15 protein-coding genes are annotated in these 15387 nt (G+C 60.6%); 8 read left to right on the forward strand and 7 right to left on the reverse strand.

What is annotated here, in order from left to right:
* Positions 1–22: 22 nt before the first annotated feature.
* Positions 23–412 (reverse strand): DUF2946 domain-containing protein, encoded by a 390-nt coding sequence (locus AC0IYH_RS11920; RefSeq protein ID WP_471834477.1) that lies wholly within the window; start codon positions 410–412, stop codon positions 23–25.
* Positions 413–505: 93 nt separating this feature from the next.
* On the opposite strand from AC0IYH_RS11920, the gene AC0IYH_RS11925 reads away from it, so the two are divergent.
* Positions 506–943: a DUF3995 domain-containing protein gene (locus tag AC0IYH_RS11925; protein ID WP_471834478.1), complete on the forward strand. Its 438-nt coding sequence runs from the start codon at positions 506–508 to the stop codon at positions 941–943.
* A gap of 16 nt (positions 944–959) precedes the next feature.
* Here AC0IYH_RS11925 and AC0IYH_RS11930 read toward each other — a convergent pair whose 3' ends face one another.
* Together AC0IYH_RS11930 and AC0IYH_RS11935 are read right to left on the reverse strand one after the other, a co-directional pair.
* Positions 960–1349: a hypothetical protein gene (locus AC0IYH_RS11930; protein WP_471834480.1), complete on the reverse strand. Its 390-nt coding sequence runs from the start codon at positions 1347–1349 to the stop codon at positions 960–962.
* Entirely contained in the window at positions 1346–5950 is a 4605-nt protein-coding gene (locus AC0IYH_RS11935; RefSeq protein WP_471834482.1) for an RHS repeat-associated core domain-containing protein, read from the reverse strand. The genes AC0IYH_RS11930 and AC0IYH_RS11935 overlap by 4 nt, the downstream gene beginning before the upstream one ends.
* Before the next feature lie 263 nt (positions 5951–6213).
* Here AC0IYH_RS11935 and AC0IYH_RS11940 point away from each other — a divergent pair, with 263 nt between their 5' ends.
* Positions 6214–8706 (forward strand): TonB-dependent siderophore receptor, encoded by a 2493-nt coding sequence (locus AC0IYH_RS11940; RefSeq protein ID WP_471834483.1) that lies wholly within the window; start codon positions 6214–6216, stop codon positions 8704–8706.
* A gap of 137 nt (positions 8707–8843) precedes the next feature.
* Positions 8844–9173, forward strand: coding sequence for a hypothetical protein (locus AC0IYH_RS11945; RefSeq protein WP_116630009.1), 330 nt, complete (start codon positions 8844–8846; stop codon positions 9171–9173).
* A gap of 4 nt (positions 9174–9177) precedes the next feature.
* Here the strand turns inward: AC0IYH_RS11945 and AC0IYH_RS11950 are convergent, their stop codons facing one another.
* Entirely contained in the window at positions 9178–10077 is a 900-nt protein-coding gene (locus AC0IYH_RS11950; protein WP_471834485.1) for a LysR family transcriptional regulator, read from the reverse strand.
* Positions 10078–10183: 106 nt separating this feature from the next.
* On the opposite strand from AC0IYH_RS11950, the gene AC0IYH_RS11955 reads away from it, so the two are divergent.
* The 3 genes from AC0IYH_RS11955 to AC0IYH_RS11965 all read left to right on the forward strand — a co-directional run bounded on the left by AC0IYH_RS11955 (position 10184) and on the right by AC0IYH_RS11965 (position 12960).
* Positions 10184–11239, forward strand: coding sequence for an AbrB family transcriptional regulator (locus AC0IYH_RS11955; RefSeq protein WP_471834487.1), 1056 nt, complete (start codon positions 10184–10186; stop codon positions 11237–11239).
* A 66-nt stretch (positions 11240–11305) separates the two neighbouring features.
* Positions 11306–12001, forward strand: coding sequence for a fumarylacetoacetate hydrolase family protein (locus tag AC0IYH_RS11960; protein ID WP_116630007.1), 696 nt, complete (start codon positions 11306–11308; stop codon positions 11999–12001).
* Between the two features lie 50 nt (positions 12002–12051).
* Positions 12052–12960, forward strand: coding sequence for a helix-turn-helix domain-containing protein (locus AC0IYH_RS11965; protein WP_116630006.1), 909 nt, complete (start codon positions 12052–12054; stop codon positions 12958–12960).
* A gap of 291 nt (positions 12961–13251) precedes the next feature.
* On the opposite strand, the gene AC0IYH_RS11970 is transcribed toward AC0IYH_RS11965, so the two are convergent.
* Together AC0IYH_RS11970 and AC0IYH_RS11975 are read right to left on the reverse strand one after the other, a co-directional pair.
* Positions 13252–14196 (reverse strand): GGDEF domain-containing protein, encoded by a 945-nt coding sequence (locus AC0IYH_RS11970; RefSeq protein WP_471834489.1) that lies wholly within the window; start codon positions 14194–14196, stop codon positions 13252–13254.
* Between the two features lie 57 nt (positions 14197–14253).
* The gene (locus AC0IYH_RS11975; RefSeq protein ID WP_133250597.1) at positions 14254–14442 is read right to left on the reverse strand and encodes a hypothetical protein; all 189 of its coding nucleotides are present in this window, start codon (positions 14440–14442) and stop codon (positions 14254–14256) included.
* On the opposite strand from AC0IYH_RS11975, the gene AC0IYH_RS11980 reads away from it, so the two are divergent.
* The gene (locus AC0IYH_RS11980; RefSeq protein WP_116630017.1) at positions 14441–14689 is read left to right on the forward strand and encodes a DUF1652 domain-containing protein; all 249 of its coding nucleotides are present in this window, start codon (positions 14441–14443) and stop codon (positions 14687–14689) included. The genes AC0IYH_RS11975 and AC0IYH_RS11980 overlap by 2 nt on opposite strands.
* Here AC0IYH_RS11980 and AC0IYH_RS11985 read toward each other — a convergent pair.
* Complete coding sequence (locus tag AC0IYH_RS11985; protein ID WP_163821448.1) at positions 14686–14826, reverse strand: hypothetical protein; 141 nt, start codon at positions 14824–14826, stop codon at positions 14686–14688. The genes AC0IYH_RS11980 and AC0IYH_RS11985 overlap by 4 nt on opposite strands.
* 224 nt (positions 14827–15050) lie before the next feature.
* Between AC0IYH_RS11985 and AC0IYH_RS11990 the strand changes: the two genes are divergently transcribed.
* Positions 15051–15362 (forward strand): YXWGXW repeat-containing protein, encoded by a 312-nt coding sequence (locus tag AC0IYH_RS11990; RefSeq protein WP_471834491.1) that lies wholly within the window; start codon positions 15051–15053, stop codon positions 15360–15362.
* Positions 15363–15387: the final 25 nt, after the last annotated feature.

Here is a 15387-nt window from a genome sequence, read left to right on the forward strand (position 1 = left end):
TGCAGATCAGAAAGCGAAGGGATCAGGCGAGCGTGGGCGGGGCGCGTGGATGGGCCGTGGGCCAGGTAGAGCGGGCAGGGATGTTAGTAGCGGCGACGACAGCCGGCGGCGGCGCGTGGGGTTGCGGCAGTACCGCCACGTTCAGGCTGGAATTGAGCGCCGGGCCCATGCCGCCGGTGGAACACAGCGGGCAACCGAAGGCCTTTGCCAGCGTGGGCAGGTTCTCGTCGGTGGAGTTGGACGGCGTGGGCGCCTGGGTGCGCGGGTCCACGGTACAGAACTGCCCGCCGATGCCATTGAGCTGCATCCCCACCATCTGCCCATGACCAATGCTGCAGGCGAACACATTGAACAGGACGCAGCAATACAGCATCCAGGCAATGAGCGAGCGGTCGGCACGGGCGATTTTCATGGGGCGGCACTTTACCATCAGCCGCCGACGAAATGCCTGCAAAAAATCCCAGGGCGACTATCCTGTTTCGCACCTTTTCAGGGAGAACCAGCCATGAGCTTTGTCATCGCACGATGGATCGTCGGGGTTTTTACCTGCATCAGCATGGTGCACCTGTACTGGGCCGCCGGCGGCAAATTCGGCAGCCTCGCCGCCATCCCCCAACTCCCCGGCGAATTCGCCCGTGGCCCACGGCCGGCGTTCAAACCCTCGGCGCTGGGGACTTTTTTGGTGGCTATGGGCCTGGTGGCGATTGCACTGCTGGTCTGCCTGCGCGCGGGGTTGTACTTTTCGGCGGTGTCCCATGGCGCGTTGCAATGGGGGATCAGCGCGATTGCGCTGGTGATGTTTGCCCGGGCGATTGGGGATTCGGAGTTGGTGGGGTTTTTCAAGAAGGTCGGTGGGTCGCGGTTTGCGCGGTTGGATACGTGGTTTTATTCGCCGTTGTGTTTGGTGTTGGGGGTGGGGTTGTTGGTGGTGGCGTGGGGGTGATTTTCGCTTTGTTCACCTAAGCCCAGGTTACGCAGTCATGGTCGTCCATGTAGATCAAAAACGAAAAATTTGTGTCCGTCACCCAGAATGGATACCCGGTTGTTTCAAATAAAATACGTTCAAGTTGCCGTGAACTTTCGATCTCCCAAGCTCTATAGGCCGTATCGAAAACCATAAAAATCAAACGATCTTGATGGATTCGTTGTGATACCTCTTTCCAAAATCCTGGATTGTGTTCGGTGCGTTTAGCTATCAATTCAGTTGGGTTGAGAAGGCTGCATCCAGCGCGGCAAAATTTCTGGCACAGGGATGCAGTTAGCGCCTTTAGCGCATCTGTGTTGAGCTTTTTATTTTCGATACATAAGCTTTCTAAAACCTCATCAATTTCTGTTTCTAAATAGCTCATTGATTAACTCCTATCTTGGAGCGGCTTACAGGGAGTAGCTCCAGTAAAAGATGGCCCCGTTTAGCCCCGCCTGTGCCACGTTTTCCCGCGGTCTGGTAGCCGATATGAGGCGAGCTTGGGCCGTCGGTGCTCGGAACAAGTAAAGGGTCGTCTATATTTACCTCTGCGCCTTTATTGGGTCCATTTAGAACACGCCACTCTGTTGGGAAAGATTTTCCATATTGGTCCTTTCCCCATTTAGTAACCTTGAATTCCTCTTTGGATACGCCTGTTTTACCGAAAGCTTCTTTCAATCCTATATGCATCTGTTCGTAGGCATTACCTGTTTCGTTACGCTTATCTATGTCTACATCAGGGTTGAATTTCCAGGTTCCGCCGGCTACGGATTGCGGACAGTCATACGGAGCACATGCTAGGCCCAGCGGATCAACCCATCCCGTAGGGTTAGGCACGTACTGGTACGCGTTAATCCCACCCGCCAGCTTCACCGGGTCTGGCGTCAGGTAGCGGCCAATATCTGGATTGTAGTAGCGATGGCGGTTGTAGTGCAGCCCGCTTTCCGGGTCGAAGTATTGGCCTTGGAATCGCAGCGGGTTGTCGATTTTTCCTACGTCGAGGCGGGCTATTTTGCCGTAGGCGCGGTAATGGGCGGACCAGACGATTTCGCCGTCGGGCGTTGTCAGTTCCTGGGGCGTGCCGAGGTGGTCGAGTTGGTAGTGGTAGGGTTTGGTTTCCTTTGGGCCGTAGCCTTCGAGTAGGGCCAGTGGGCGGAAGCTGTCGGGTTCGTAGAGATAGCTGCGGTGGCGATCGGCGTGGTGTTCGGCAATCAGCTTGTCGCCTTGCCAGAAAAATTCGGTGGTGATGCCATCCACGGTTTTGCTGATGCGTCGACCAAACGGGTCGTAGCGGTAGCTTGCGGTTTGGCCGTTGGGTTGGGTGAGGCTGATGAGGCGGTGTTGGCTGTCGTAGCGGTATTCGGTGACCAGCGCGTGGCCGCGGCCGCGGTGTTCGCGGATGAGGTTGCCGTAGGCGTCGTAGTCGTAGTGGCGGTCGCCCTGGATGGTGAGGCGGTTGCCGGCGACGATGTCGGGGCCGGGGCGGTCTTGCATCAGCAGGTTGCCGGCGGGGTCGTGGGCGAAGCGTTCCTGGACGTCCTGGGAGTGGTCGGCGCGGGTGAGGCGCGCGAGGGGGTCGTAGTGGTAGTGGTGTTCGCCTTTGCGGGTGTCGAGCAGGCGGGTGAGGTTGCCGGATGTGTCGTAGTCGTATTGGCGTTGGTAGAGGGTGTCTGCTTGCTGGGTGATGGCGTGCGCGTGCAGGCGTTGCTGGTCGTCGTAGTGGTAGTGGCTGAGGAGTTGGCCTTGTTGGCGTTGGTGTTCCTGGCCGGATTTGAACAGGTGGGAGGTGAGTGTTTCGCCGTTCAACTCGACGGTGGACAGGTGGCCACCCTTGCCGTGATTGAACACCAGACGGTTATTGTCGGGCAGGCGCAGGTGTTGCAGTTGGCCGCAGGCGTCGTAGCCATAACGCAAGGTGCCCCAGCCTTGGTGCTCGGCGGTGAGGCGGTTTTGGCTGTCGTACTCGTAGGCTAGGGCCCAATGGTTGTCATCGACGCTGAGGAGATTGCCTTGGCGGTCGTAGGCATATTCAACAATGCTGTCGTCAGGAAGGGTTTTTCGTACGAGCCGCCCGGCGTGATCGCGCTCGTAGCGGGTAACCAGCTGACTGCCCTCGTCGCCGTATTCGGTTTTCTCCAGCAGGTTGCCATTCAGGTCGTAGGCGTAAGCCGTGCGCTGGCCGTCAAAGCCGGTTTCCTGCTGGATCAGCCCGTTGGGGTGGTAATCGAGTGTGTAGGTTTCACCGACTTCGTTTTCGATTTCGGTGAGCAGCAGCCGAACATTGTCGTAGCGGTACCTGACCTGGCTGCCATCGGCGTTGATGCGGCGGCTGATCAGGTGCAAGCCATCGGCATATTCGTAGCGGGTGACGTGCCCCAATTCATCGCGTTCGGCGGTGATCTTTCCGTACGGGTTGTAGCTGTATTCCCGCGTGGCACCGCCCGGTTGGGTGAGTTTCAACAGGCGGTCAGCGGCATCCCACTGATACTGTGTCAGGGCGCCAAACTCATCCTCGCGCGCAATCTGGCGGCCCAAGTCGTCATAGCGATAACGCTTGATCCCGCCATTGGGCAGCTGTTCTTCAACGAGCTGACCGCGCTCATTCCACACCCGCCGCAAGCAACTGTGATCCGGGTACCAAACCCCAATCAGCTGCCCATATTTGTCGTAGGTGTAATCGGTAACATGGCCATCGGGATCGGTCTTGCGGATGACGTCGCCCTGGTCATTACGCTCGTATTTCCAGACCGCCTCACCACGGCGTACAACCCGTACGAAACCATTGTCATGCTCGTAGGAAGTCGGCTCGTCATCCCCAGGAAACAGCGCCACCAAGCGTCCGGCGTCGTCGTATTGATAGGCCGTCACCGCACCCAGCGGGTCCTGCTCGACGGTTAACCGGCCCTTGGCGTCATAGGATTTAAAGTGCTCGGCACCATCCGGGTCGATGCGCTGCACCAGCCGTGCGCGGTCATCGTGGACATACACTTCCTGGCTGCCATCGGCGTTGTGCACGGTGACGCGGCCGTTGTCGTCCCAGGCGTAACGCGTGTCCATCTGCGAGAAGCTGGCCCAATGCCGGACACAGCGTGCAGCTTTGCCGGCGCGTTCCCATTCCCAAAAGAAACTCGCGCCACCGGCCAGCCCACGCTCCAGAATCACGTGCTGATCGTCGTACCGGTAAACTTCGGTTTCGCCTACGGCATTGGTCGCTGAAACCAGTCGGCCAAGGTCGTCATAGGCGTAGGAAACAATGCAAAACTCGGTGACCCACTCAAAGGGTTCACGGTCTTTGGCGCGCTGAATCTGGTAGTCCACCGCGACAATGTGGCCAGCCACATAGCGCAAAAACAGCGAGCGCCCGACACCGTTGTCCAACCGCTCAATGCGCCCGGAGTAGTCCCGGGAAATTCGTAGCCGGTTGTCATACGCATCGCTGACGGCACTCAGCGTACCGTCGAGGAAGTGGTAGAAACGTGCCCCTTGCGCCAGCACTAATTCATCGGGCGCAGCGCCCAAATAAATTGCCGCTTCAGCCAGGCTGTTAGTAATCGCCGGCCGAGAGACCGTAGGCAAAGGGAGCTCAGTGCGTCGGTTCTCATGATCCGTCCACACCACCGACTCACCAGATACAGCAAGCCGCTGCGCCAGGGCATGACTCCACCCAAACCCCAACCCACAATCCACCTCCACCGCACTGGTGCGATACACCCGCGTCCACTCAAACGGCAGCACCCCATCCAGCGTGCCATCAGTCAGCGTGAGCAATTCTTCGCCAGTGACCATCGAAACAGGGCAGCCATGGGTGGCCGTCTTGTCCGCAGAAGCCGCCGCATCCCCCTTCGGGTTTTTCGCCGATACGGGCACGTCATCAACGTGCTCTTTCTGCTTCAAAACCGCGTTCTGCCGCGCACGCCAGCGCATCTGCATCGTGCCTTGCTTCAGCCCGCCCACCACCCCGCGAACCGCCACCGCCTTGTAGCGATCCACCGCCTGCATAAACCGGGTCAGAATCGCGAACAGGCTCTCAACAAAGCCGATGGCCAGCGTAATGATCTGCTTGCCGTACTTGATCAAGCGCAAGCTCAGGTAGGCCACGCCCGCCGCCGGCAGCGCAATCGTCAGCACTACGGCGATCACCAGGTCGATCAGCAACGACACCACGAACCCGGCGGCGGCCTTGGCGATTTCGCTGGGTGGCAGTGCGTCGAGCCACAGCATCGCCGTGCGCATCATCAGGAACAGCGCTGCCTCGTCACTGGCCAGCAACATCGACTGTTCCATGACCTTGGGGGCGTCGGTGGCAATTTTTGCCAACCTGGCCGCCTCGGCGCCCAGCTGTTCGGCGTATTTCAACGGGTCTTCAAGAATCGCCTGCACCAGCTTGATGCTGTCCCACACATCACGGATCGCTGCCCAGCTGCCGGCCAGCACACCGCTGCCAATGGCGCTGGCGGTGGAAACTTCCCAGTGTGGCCTGAAGCCTTTCCACTGCTCCCGAAGCCATTGTTCAAGGTCTGACGTCAGCCCTGCGTAGGAGGCAAACAGTGCATCCACCTGTTGCGCCGAGACGCCGCCCTGCACCCGCACCTGATAGCGCTTGCCAGCGGCACAGGGGTGCGAACCCTTGCCGTGCTCATCCAGCATCACAACGGTCGAGCTGCCGTCATCCAGCCCGATCACCTCCACCGGGATGTCGCCAATCGGCACGTCGTAGGCCGACTCGAACTTGCTTTCGATCTTCAGCTCGCCGCCCAACGGGCACAGGGCGACGCTGCCGAGCACATCCGCATCGGTCATGCTGACGGTCTTGAGCGAATCCCCCACCCGCAACACCCGATCCATCCCCAGCAACGACGGCAAATCCGCTGCATGGCTGACCGAGTCCATCGCGCGGCCATACCAGCTATTCATCTGCTGGCGATACACCGCCAGGCTCTGATGGAAGCCATCCAGTTCATGTTCGATAAAGGCGATGTGGGTCATCCATGACGTCTCGGAAGGGGGCAAGGCGTCGGAGTCTGCCGCAGCCAAAAGCGGCTGGATGAACGGTTGAAAAAATCAGAAAGGGCTGACCTGCAAAGGGAAAAAGCCGTGAAAGATCACGTCAAAAAGCTACAAAAGAAAGCGACGCATCTGATTGCGACAAGGCCATGGAAAGATTCTCAAATAAAAATGCCTCGTATCCTTGCCCGATTTTCCGAGGTGGCCGTCATGGTTAATAGAACCTCTATTACGCAGGATTTCCCATGTCGCGCCTTGCTCGTCCCTTGCACCCACTGGCCCTGTCAGTGGCGATGGCTTTTGCCGCCGTGCCGTTGTTGACTGTCCAGCCCGCCGTCGCTGCCGAAAGCAGCAGTACGCTGCGCGGCTTTAAGATTCCGGCCGGCGACCTGAGCCAGGCGCTCAACAGCCTGGCGGAGCAGGCGGGCCTGGTGCTGGCATTCGACGCAAGCCTCACGCGCGGCAAACACAGCAATGGCCTGAGCGGGCAATACGCCACCGACGTGGCGCTGACCCAGTTGCTCGCCGGCAGCGGCCTGCAAGCGTTAAAACTCTCGGCGGACCGCTACCGCCTCGAAGCCATCCCCGATAACGGCGGCGCCATGGAGTTGCAGGCCACCACCATCAGCGGCGCCTACCAGAGCGAAAGCCCGACCGGGCCCGTGTCCGGCTACGTGGCCACCCGCAGCCTGTCGGGCACCAAGACCGACACCGCGGTGATCGAGACGCCGCAGTCGATCTCCATCGTCACCAAAGACCAGATGCGCGCGCAGAACGCCGAAAGCCTCAACCAGATCCTGCGCTACAGCGCTGCCGTGGTCCCGGAGACCCGGGGCGCCACCGCCTCGCGCCTGGACCAGTTGACCATTCGTGGCTTCGCCCCGGCCACCTACCTCGACGGCTTGCGCATGCCCTCGAGCCGTGACGCCTTGCCGCAAAAGGATGCGTTCGACCTGGAGCGCGTCGAAGTGCTGCGCGGCCCGGCCTCGGTGTTGTACGGGCAGGGCACGCCGAGCGGGGTGATCAACATGGTCACCAAGCGCCCGCTGGACACGCCGTTTCATGAAGTGGGCGTTGAATACGGCACGTTCAACAAGAAGCGCACCACCTTTGACTTGAGTGGCCCGATCGACGATCAAGGCGTTTATTCCTACCGCGTCGCCGGCCTTTTCGATGATGCCGACGGCCAGGTCGAACACACCGAAACCCGTCGCCAGTCGTTGTCGAGTGCCTTCACCTGGCGCCCGGACGAAGACACGTCGTTGACCTTGCTCGGGCATTTCCAGAAGGACCCCAAGGGCGCGTCCTACGGCTCGGTGCCCGCCTGGGGCTCGGTGTTGCACAGCCCGACCGGGCGCAAGATCGACGTGGATTTCTATGACGGCGAAAAGAACTTCGAGAAAAGCGACCGCGAGTACTACTCCCTCGGCTACGCCTTCGAGCATCACTTCAACGATGTGTGGACGGTGCGCCAGAACGCCCGATACCTGCGCGCTGAAGGCATCTACCGCAGCCTCTACAACAGCAACTTGCAGGCGGATTACCGCACGTCCAACCGTTCGACCATCGCCACCGATGTCGACATGGACGCCTACACCCTCGATAACCAGGTGCAGGCCAAATTCGATACCGGCCCGTTGCAGCACACCTTGTTGATGGGGCTTGATTACCAGAACACCAGCACCGATACCAAGCAAGGTTACGGTGCGGGGCCGACGCTGGATATTTTCGATCCGGTCTACGGGGCTCCCGTGGCTACGCCGGCGTTCATTACCGACGCCACCTCGCGCAGCGAGCAAACCGGCGTTTACCTGCAAGAGCAAATGAAATGGGACAAATGGGTGCTGTTGCTGGGCGGCCGATATGACTGGGCCAGCACCGACAGCACCACCAAAACCATCAAAACCGGGGCCAAGAGCAAGTCGTCCCTGGACAGCAAGGCGTTTACCGGTCGCATAGGCCTGGTGTACCTGTTCGATAATGGCCTGGCGCCGTATGCCAGTTATTCGGAGTCGTTCAACCCGCAGTCGGGCACCGGTTTTGGCGGTTCGGTGTTTAAACCCACCGAAGGCAAGCAGTATGAAATCGGTATCAAATACCAGCCGCCGGGCAGCAACAGCTTTATTACCGCAGCGATCTTCGACCTGCGTCAGACCAACGTGCCGACCATGGATCCGGATCCAACCCACCTGTGCGGCAGCGGCCGTTGCAGCATTCAGGACGGCGAGCAGCAATCCCGTGGTTTTGAGCTGGAAGGCAAGGCCAGCCTCAACGACAACCTGGATATCACCGCGGCCTACGCTTACCTGGACAACCGCGTGAGCAAGTCCAACAGCACCGTGCGTTACGCGCCCATCACCGATGTCGGTGTAGGCGCGCCCGTGCCGGCCGAAGGCACCACCACTTACGGTGTGCCGCGCCACACGGCGTCGGCGTGGGCGGACTACACCTTCCATGACGGCAACCTCAAAGGTTTCGGCATGGGCGCCGGCGCGCGGTATGTGGGTTCGTCCTGGGGCGACACCGCCAACACCTTGAAGGTGCCGGGTTACACCCTGTTCGATGCGGCGGTGCACTACGACATCCCGAATATCGCGAACCTCAAGGACAACCTACGCCTGGCGCTCAACGCCACCAACCTGGCGAATAAAGAGTATGTCGCGTCGTGCTATTCCTACTCGTGGTGCTGGTATGGCTCACAGCGCACCGTGCAGGCGAGTGCGACCTACCAGTGGTAGCGCGGTCAATGTGGCAAGCTCGCTCGCCACAGGAACCGGCGACAACTCACCTTGGTAAGAAGGCAATTTAATGGCCCCCCTGTAACCAAATCCTCGCCAGAATCGCTTTTATTTCAGGTGGTTAGGTGAGGAAGCAAATGCGCACTGTTGGAATCATGCTGATCGCCTGTGCCCTGGCCGGCGGCGCGGCTGCCGTGCAGGCACGGGAGCTGCGCGACGGGGACAAGTACATGTGCAGCTGGGGCGCCGGCACCGCCGCCAGGGCCCAGGAGTTGAAGCTGTCGGGGGTGTCGCTGTACGCCGCGCGGCAAAAGATCCACACCATCAAGTTCAACAAATCGTGGATGCGCATGATGGCCATGGGCATCACCGAGCAAACCTATGACAGCCGTTCACGCCTGAAACCCGAGGCCATTCGCCAGAGCTTCTACCAGGATTGCCTGCGCTACAAAGTCGCGCGTAAATGATCGCTTAGCGAGTCAGCGGCGAGCTGGCGTCTTCCTGGAAATACACCCGCGCCGTCTCTATAAACCGTCGGTTGGCCTGGGACAGGTATTCACTGGCGCGCCAGCACAGGTTGAAGTGCATGAACTGCGCCGGTTCGAACGACACGCCCACCAGCCCCGGTTCCTGCTCCTGCACCGAGCGCAGCAGGGTGGAAGCCCCCATGCCGCTGCGGGTGGCGGCAATCACCAACGGCACGAAGTTGCTTTCCAGGGCGACGTTGAAACTCACGCGGGCGTTGCTGCAAAAGGCGTCCAGCAGGTGACGCTGTAAAAAGGTGTTGTCGAACACCAGCATCGCCTCGTCCTTCAACCGTTCTGCCGGGATCGAAAGCTCGCCCGCCAACGGGTGCCGATCACTCACGCACAACACCATCTCATCACTGCCCAGCAACACCGACTCCCAGCCCGCATCAACCCGGCGTGACTCCAGCAGCGCCACGTCAATCTGCCGGGTGCCCAGACGTTCGCTGATGTCATCGGCGCTGCCTTCCACCACATGCATGGCGATACCGGGGTAGCGCGCGCGGAACTGCATCAACAGCTCCGGAATATGGCGGATGCCATACATGGGCGGTACGCCAATACGGATTTCGCCGCTGTGCAATTGGGTCAGGTCCTGCAACTCGCTACGGGCACCGGCCAGGCCCTGCAGGCAGGCTTCGGCGCGGGCCAGGAACAGCTGGCCTTCGGCGGTCACGCTGATTTGCCGTGTCGCACGGTTGAACAATGCCACGCCCAACTCATCCTCCAGGCGGCTGACGGCCATGCTCAGCGCCGGTTGCGCCACGTGCAGGGCCTGCGCAGCCTTGGTAAAGCTGCCTTGGCGGGCGATCTCGACGCAGTACTCCAACGCTTTAAGGTTCATGCCTGCTCACATAACAAAGAATGATGATGTGCTTCACAAATGGATATTTTCTGTGATGAGGGCAAGTCTATAACCTTGCGCCATCCTTCTCCATGCCGGGTTAAACATGATGCTCAATCTTCGCCAGTACTGGCTTGTAACCCTGATGGTCGGCGCCCTTGGCGGCAGCCTTGTGAGTTGGGCCGGGTGGCCGTTGCCGTGGGTGATCGGTGCTTTGGTTGCGGTGTTGCTGACCCGCTGCGCTGGCGGCCTGGTGCCGGAAATTCCCTACGGTCGTCAAGCCGGGCAGGTGATAGTGGCGGTCGCCATTGGCTGCCACTTTACGTTGCCGGTGATGCAACAGGTGGCGGCTCATCTGGGGCTGATCATGCTGGCGGTCTCACTCACGCTGGTGTTGGCGCTGGGCGCGGTGCTGATCCTGCACCGCTGGGGCGTGCCACTGGGCACCGCATTCTTCGCCTTGATGCCGGCCAACTCTTCGGAGATGGTCCACCTCGGCCGCCAACGCCAGGCGGACGCCGGGTTTATCGCCGCCGCCCATAGCATCCGCCTGCTGTTGATCCTGCTGACGGTGCCCGCCGTCGTCACCTTCGGGGTGCCGCACGTGGCGGCGCAGCCGGCGTTGCCGGTGATCTGGCCGTGGCTGGTCTTTATCCTTGCAACGGGCTGGCTGGCCGCCTTGGGTTTCAAGCAGTGCAACCTGCCTAACCCCTGGACGTTCGGGCCGTTCCTGATCTGCGCAGTGGGTGTGGGTTGCAACAACCTGTCGATGAGCATGCCCGGTTGGCTGAGTGGCACTGGGCAGTTGCTGATTGGCTGCGCATTGGGTGTCGCGTTTGACCGTAGTTTCCTGCGGCGCGCGCCGGGTTTTCTGTCGAAGGTGCTGCTGTTGCTGGCCGGCTCGGTGATGGCCACGGCGCTGGCGGCCTGGGCGCTCGGTACTTGGCTGGAGATGCCGTGGCTGTCCCTGGCCCTGGGCATGATGCCCGGCAGCGCGCCGGAAATGAGCCTGACTGCCGAGGCCTTGGGCCTGGCGGTGACCCTGGTGACGGCGATGCAGGTGATCCGCATGTTGCTGATCCAGGCCGCCTGCCTGCCGCTGTATCGCCTGCTGACGCGCGCCCCGCAGGTGCAAGCACCTCCCAGTGCAAAATCTGCGTAAGCCTGTCCAACTTTGCCCCGGCGCCCCTCGCCATACTGGCGCCAGGCAAACCAAGAGGCACAGGCCATGACCGATTATGTATTCACTCCCGCGCCAACGCCGTCCCTGGCGGTACAGGGCAGCACCGCGAGCTTTCCCCTGCGCCGCGTCTTTTGCGTGGGCCGTAACTACAGCGAGCACGCCCGCGAGATGGGCCACGACCCGGATCGCGAGCCGCCGTTCTTCTTTATGAAACCGGCGGACGCGGTGGTCCCGGCCGAGGGGGTGATCGCCTACCCGCCGCTGACTGCCGACCTGCACCACGAAGTGGAATTGGTGGTGGCCATCGGCAAGGGCGGGGTGGATATCCGTGTTGAGGACGCGTTGTCCCACGTCTGGGGTTATGGCGTCGGCATCGACCTGACCCGTCGCGACCTACAGGCCGAGGCGAAAAAACTCTCACGCCCGTGGGACTGGGCCAAGGCCTTCGATCAGTCGGCGCCGACCACTGCCCTGCAACCGGTGAGCGCCATCGGGCACCCTGCAAGCGGCAAGATCTGGCTCAAGATCAATGGCGAACAACGCCAGGTCGGCGACCTGGCCGACCTGATCTGGAACGTCAGCGAAGTGATCAGCTACGCCTCCCGCTCCGTGGCGCTCAAGCCCGGCGACCTGATCTTCACCGGCACCCCCGCCGGCGTCGGTACGGTGCAACCGGGCGATGTACTCAGCGCCGGCATCGACGGCATTGGCGAGTTGAGTTTTACCCTCAGCCAGGGTTGAGGCTACAGTGGTGCCTTTCGACTCAGGCCCAGGCCACCCGAGAGAGCGTTATGCCAGGCACCCGCGTCACCACCTACGGCATGGAGCAACGCAGCGACCGCCCCGACTTCTATATCCGCGACAAGCGGGGCAGGGCGGCGCTGACCAGTCCCCATCGGCATGAATACTTCCAGATCCAGATCAACCTCGGCGGCGACACCGTCCAGCATATCGGTGGCGCCGTACGACCGTTTCCGCGCAACGCCCTGGCGTTTATCCTGCCCCATCGGTTGCATGTGATTCCCCATCCCGAGGATGGCGAGTTCATGCTGATCAACTTCAGCCAGGCGTTTTTCCTGCCGCAACTGAGCTGCGACCCCCTGGACCTGGAAGACATTCCCATCGGCCAGGCGCCGGAGTTGTCGCCGTTTCGCTTTCAGGAACAACTGGATTTCATCCTCGACGACGCGACGTTCGAGGAGGTCAAAACCTGGCTCACGCATATGCGTGAACTCGATGCCCATCGCACCTTTGGCGCCCGCGAGCGCCTCAAGGGTTACTTATTTCAGCTGATTGGCCTGGTGTGCGAGCACTACGCCGAACCGCTGCAGGCCTTCGCCGCCAACAACGCCACCCGGCGTGGGCGCAAGGATGCGTTGGCGCGGGTGCAGGCGCATATCCGCGAGCACCTGCATGAGCCGACCCTTAACCTCACCGACACGGCCGCCGCCGCCTTCCTGTCCCCTAACTACCTGACCCATCTGTTGCGCAAGGAAACCGGCAAACCCTTTTCCCAGTTGGTGCTCGACCGGCGCATGCAGCTGGCGCGCACGCTGTTGCTCAACGGCACGCAGATGATCGGTGCCATCGCGCACCGGTGCGGGTTTACCGATGAGGCGTATTTTTCCCGGTGTTTTCGCAAGGCCCATGGGCTGGCGCCGGGGCAGTTTCGGCGTCAGCAACACAACGGGCCTTTGTAGGATCGAGCTGTTGTGGGATTGCAACTATCAATAACCCTTTTTAATCAGTGGATATATAGGCGGTAGTTGCACCAAAAAGTGGCACATATAGGAGTTCTACCTTTAAAAATGTGTGGTTATTGAAGGACTTACAGCACTTTTAATCCGACGAAAGGATAAAAATACTGTTGTTACACGTTTTTACAGTGGGTATTATTGCCGGGCGTTCACCTCCCACGGTTTATGCATTTTTAAATCCCAAGTTTCCATCAGCTACTTGGGATTTTTTTTGCCCGCGATTTGACCTCGGTGTCACGCTTGATCCCCGGCAAACTCGGCGCGCATCCGCCCATTGCGTTTGGCCTGGTACAGCAACTTGTCCACGGATTCGACAAACCCCAGCATCGGGCTGTCGGGTGTGACGATTTGCGTGCCCACGCCCAGGCTCAAGGTCAGCAGGTTCGACACCGCCGAAAAGCCATGCTCGATCTGCTGCTGGCGCACCAGATGCAGGCAGCGTCGCGCCACTTGTTTGGCTGATGCTGCATCGGTTTCCGGCAACAGCCAGACAAACTCTTCACCGCCGATACGCGCAATGAAATCCCGTGGCCGGTTGGCCGCCTGCGACAACGTGCGGGCCACCTGGCGCAGGCATTCGTCGCCCTTGATGTGCCCGTAGTGGTCGTTGTACTGCTTGAAAAAATCGATATCGAGGATGATCAACGACAGCGGCAGCTGGCTGCGCTGGGCGCTGGCCCATTCGCGCTCCAGCACGGTGTCGAACATGCGCCGGTTGGCGATGCCGGTGAGGCCGTCCTGGTAGGAATATTCCTCAAGCTGCTTTTGCAGGCGCACCAGGTGTTCTTCGGTCTTCTTGCGTTCGCTGATATCGAACATAAAGCCGATCAGCGCCTCGACTTCGCCGTCCTTGCGCACCACGTGCACCACGTCGCGAATCCATACGTAGTCGCCGTTTACCGTCAACGCGCGGTAATCCGCCTCATGGTCCACGCCCGCGCGCGATTGCGACACGCAGAAATTCACCACGTACTCGCGGTCATCCGGGTGCATGCGCTCGACCCAGTCGTCCACCGTGACCCAGCTTTGCGGGGTCCAGCCCAGCAGCGCCTCGATTTGCGGGCCGATATAGCTGAAGGTCATGGTCTGCCAGTCGATGCGCCAAGGGATGGCCTTGGTCGATTCCAGCAGGGTTTTGTACACGTCACTGTCGGGCTGGCTCGGCGGTTCGATGCTCATGGGAATGCTCGGGAAAAGGGCGAATAGCCGAGAGCCTCTGGTGATCGGCGCGTGGAGTCAAGCGCCGGCCTGGGCAGCAGACGAGAGGTCGCGCGGTGGGTTTTCTGGCGTCAGCGAATCGGCGGTTTCGGGGCGAAATGAGGCGTGGTTGGCACTTTTGAGCAATAGCTCGATACCCTGCAAAAGCTCATCTACGCTGGGTGCATCACCACAACCGGGTGAGGCGCAGGGGAGGGTGCTGTTCATGATGTCCATCGTCGAATTCAACCGCATCATGGCCTCGGGCTTCCTGCCGCTCTCATGCGATTGCACCGTGAACGAGGACGGCTCGTTGCGCATCAGCGTGTTCGAGCCGGTGTCCGGTCGCGTCGATTTGCTGCTCACCCGCGTGTCGCCCGAGGGTTTGGACAGCATCCGTTCCATCTCAAACCTGATCGGCGAACTGCGCACCGAACTCAAGGCCGGGCGCCGTGGGTTTGCGGCGGTGGGTTAGCCGTTGACGCTGTGGGTGGGCGTGTCGAGCGCGCCGTAATAGCGCCAGCAGCAATGGCGGTGCTCCGGCAGGATCACGCAACCGCTGAGGCTGACGATCAGCAGCGCGGCAACCAGCATGGTAAGTCGACGGTACATGGTGTTTCCTCTTGGGTTTACCTGCGTTAATCCTTCAACGCGGCCACCGGCCTGAATCCGTCGCGATGCTTTCAAACATTTCATCAAGCCCCGCCATCCCCTGAGCAATACTGCCCTGGACGCCTGCTGGAAAAAATCTGCGCAGCCTGCGACGGGTTTTTTCTGCGCGCGCCGTTCAACCCATCAGCAACCGGCACTTTCGCTCGTTGCCTGAAGGAGTTGCCATGAAACGTCTGGCCACATTGCGTTTTGCCTTGCTTGCTCCGCTGGCCCTTGTTGCGTTGGTCAGCACCCCGACATTTGCCCAGACCGAAATCATCATCCAGCAGGCGCCGCCGCCGCAGCGTGTGGAGATGATCCCCGCCGAGCGCCCCGGCTACGCCTGGGACCGTGGGCACTGGCGCTGGGAAGGGCGTGGTTACGGCTGGGTCCCCGGCCACTGGCAGCCGCTGATGCGCAATGCGCGTTGGGAGCCCGGCCATTGGGAGGCCCATGGCCCGAACTGGTATTGGCGCGAAGGGCATTGGAACCGCTGAACCCTGACCCTTAGCCGAGAATTGC

This window comes from Pseudomonas sp. AC463, from assembly GCF_979253585.1.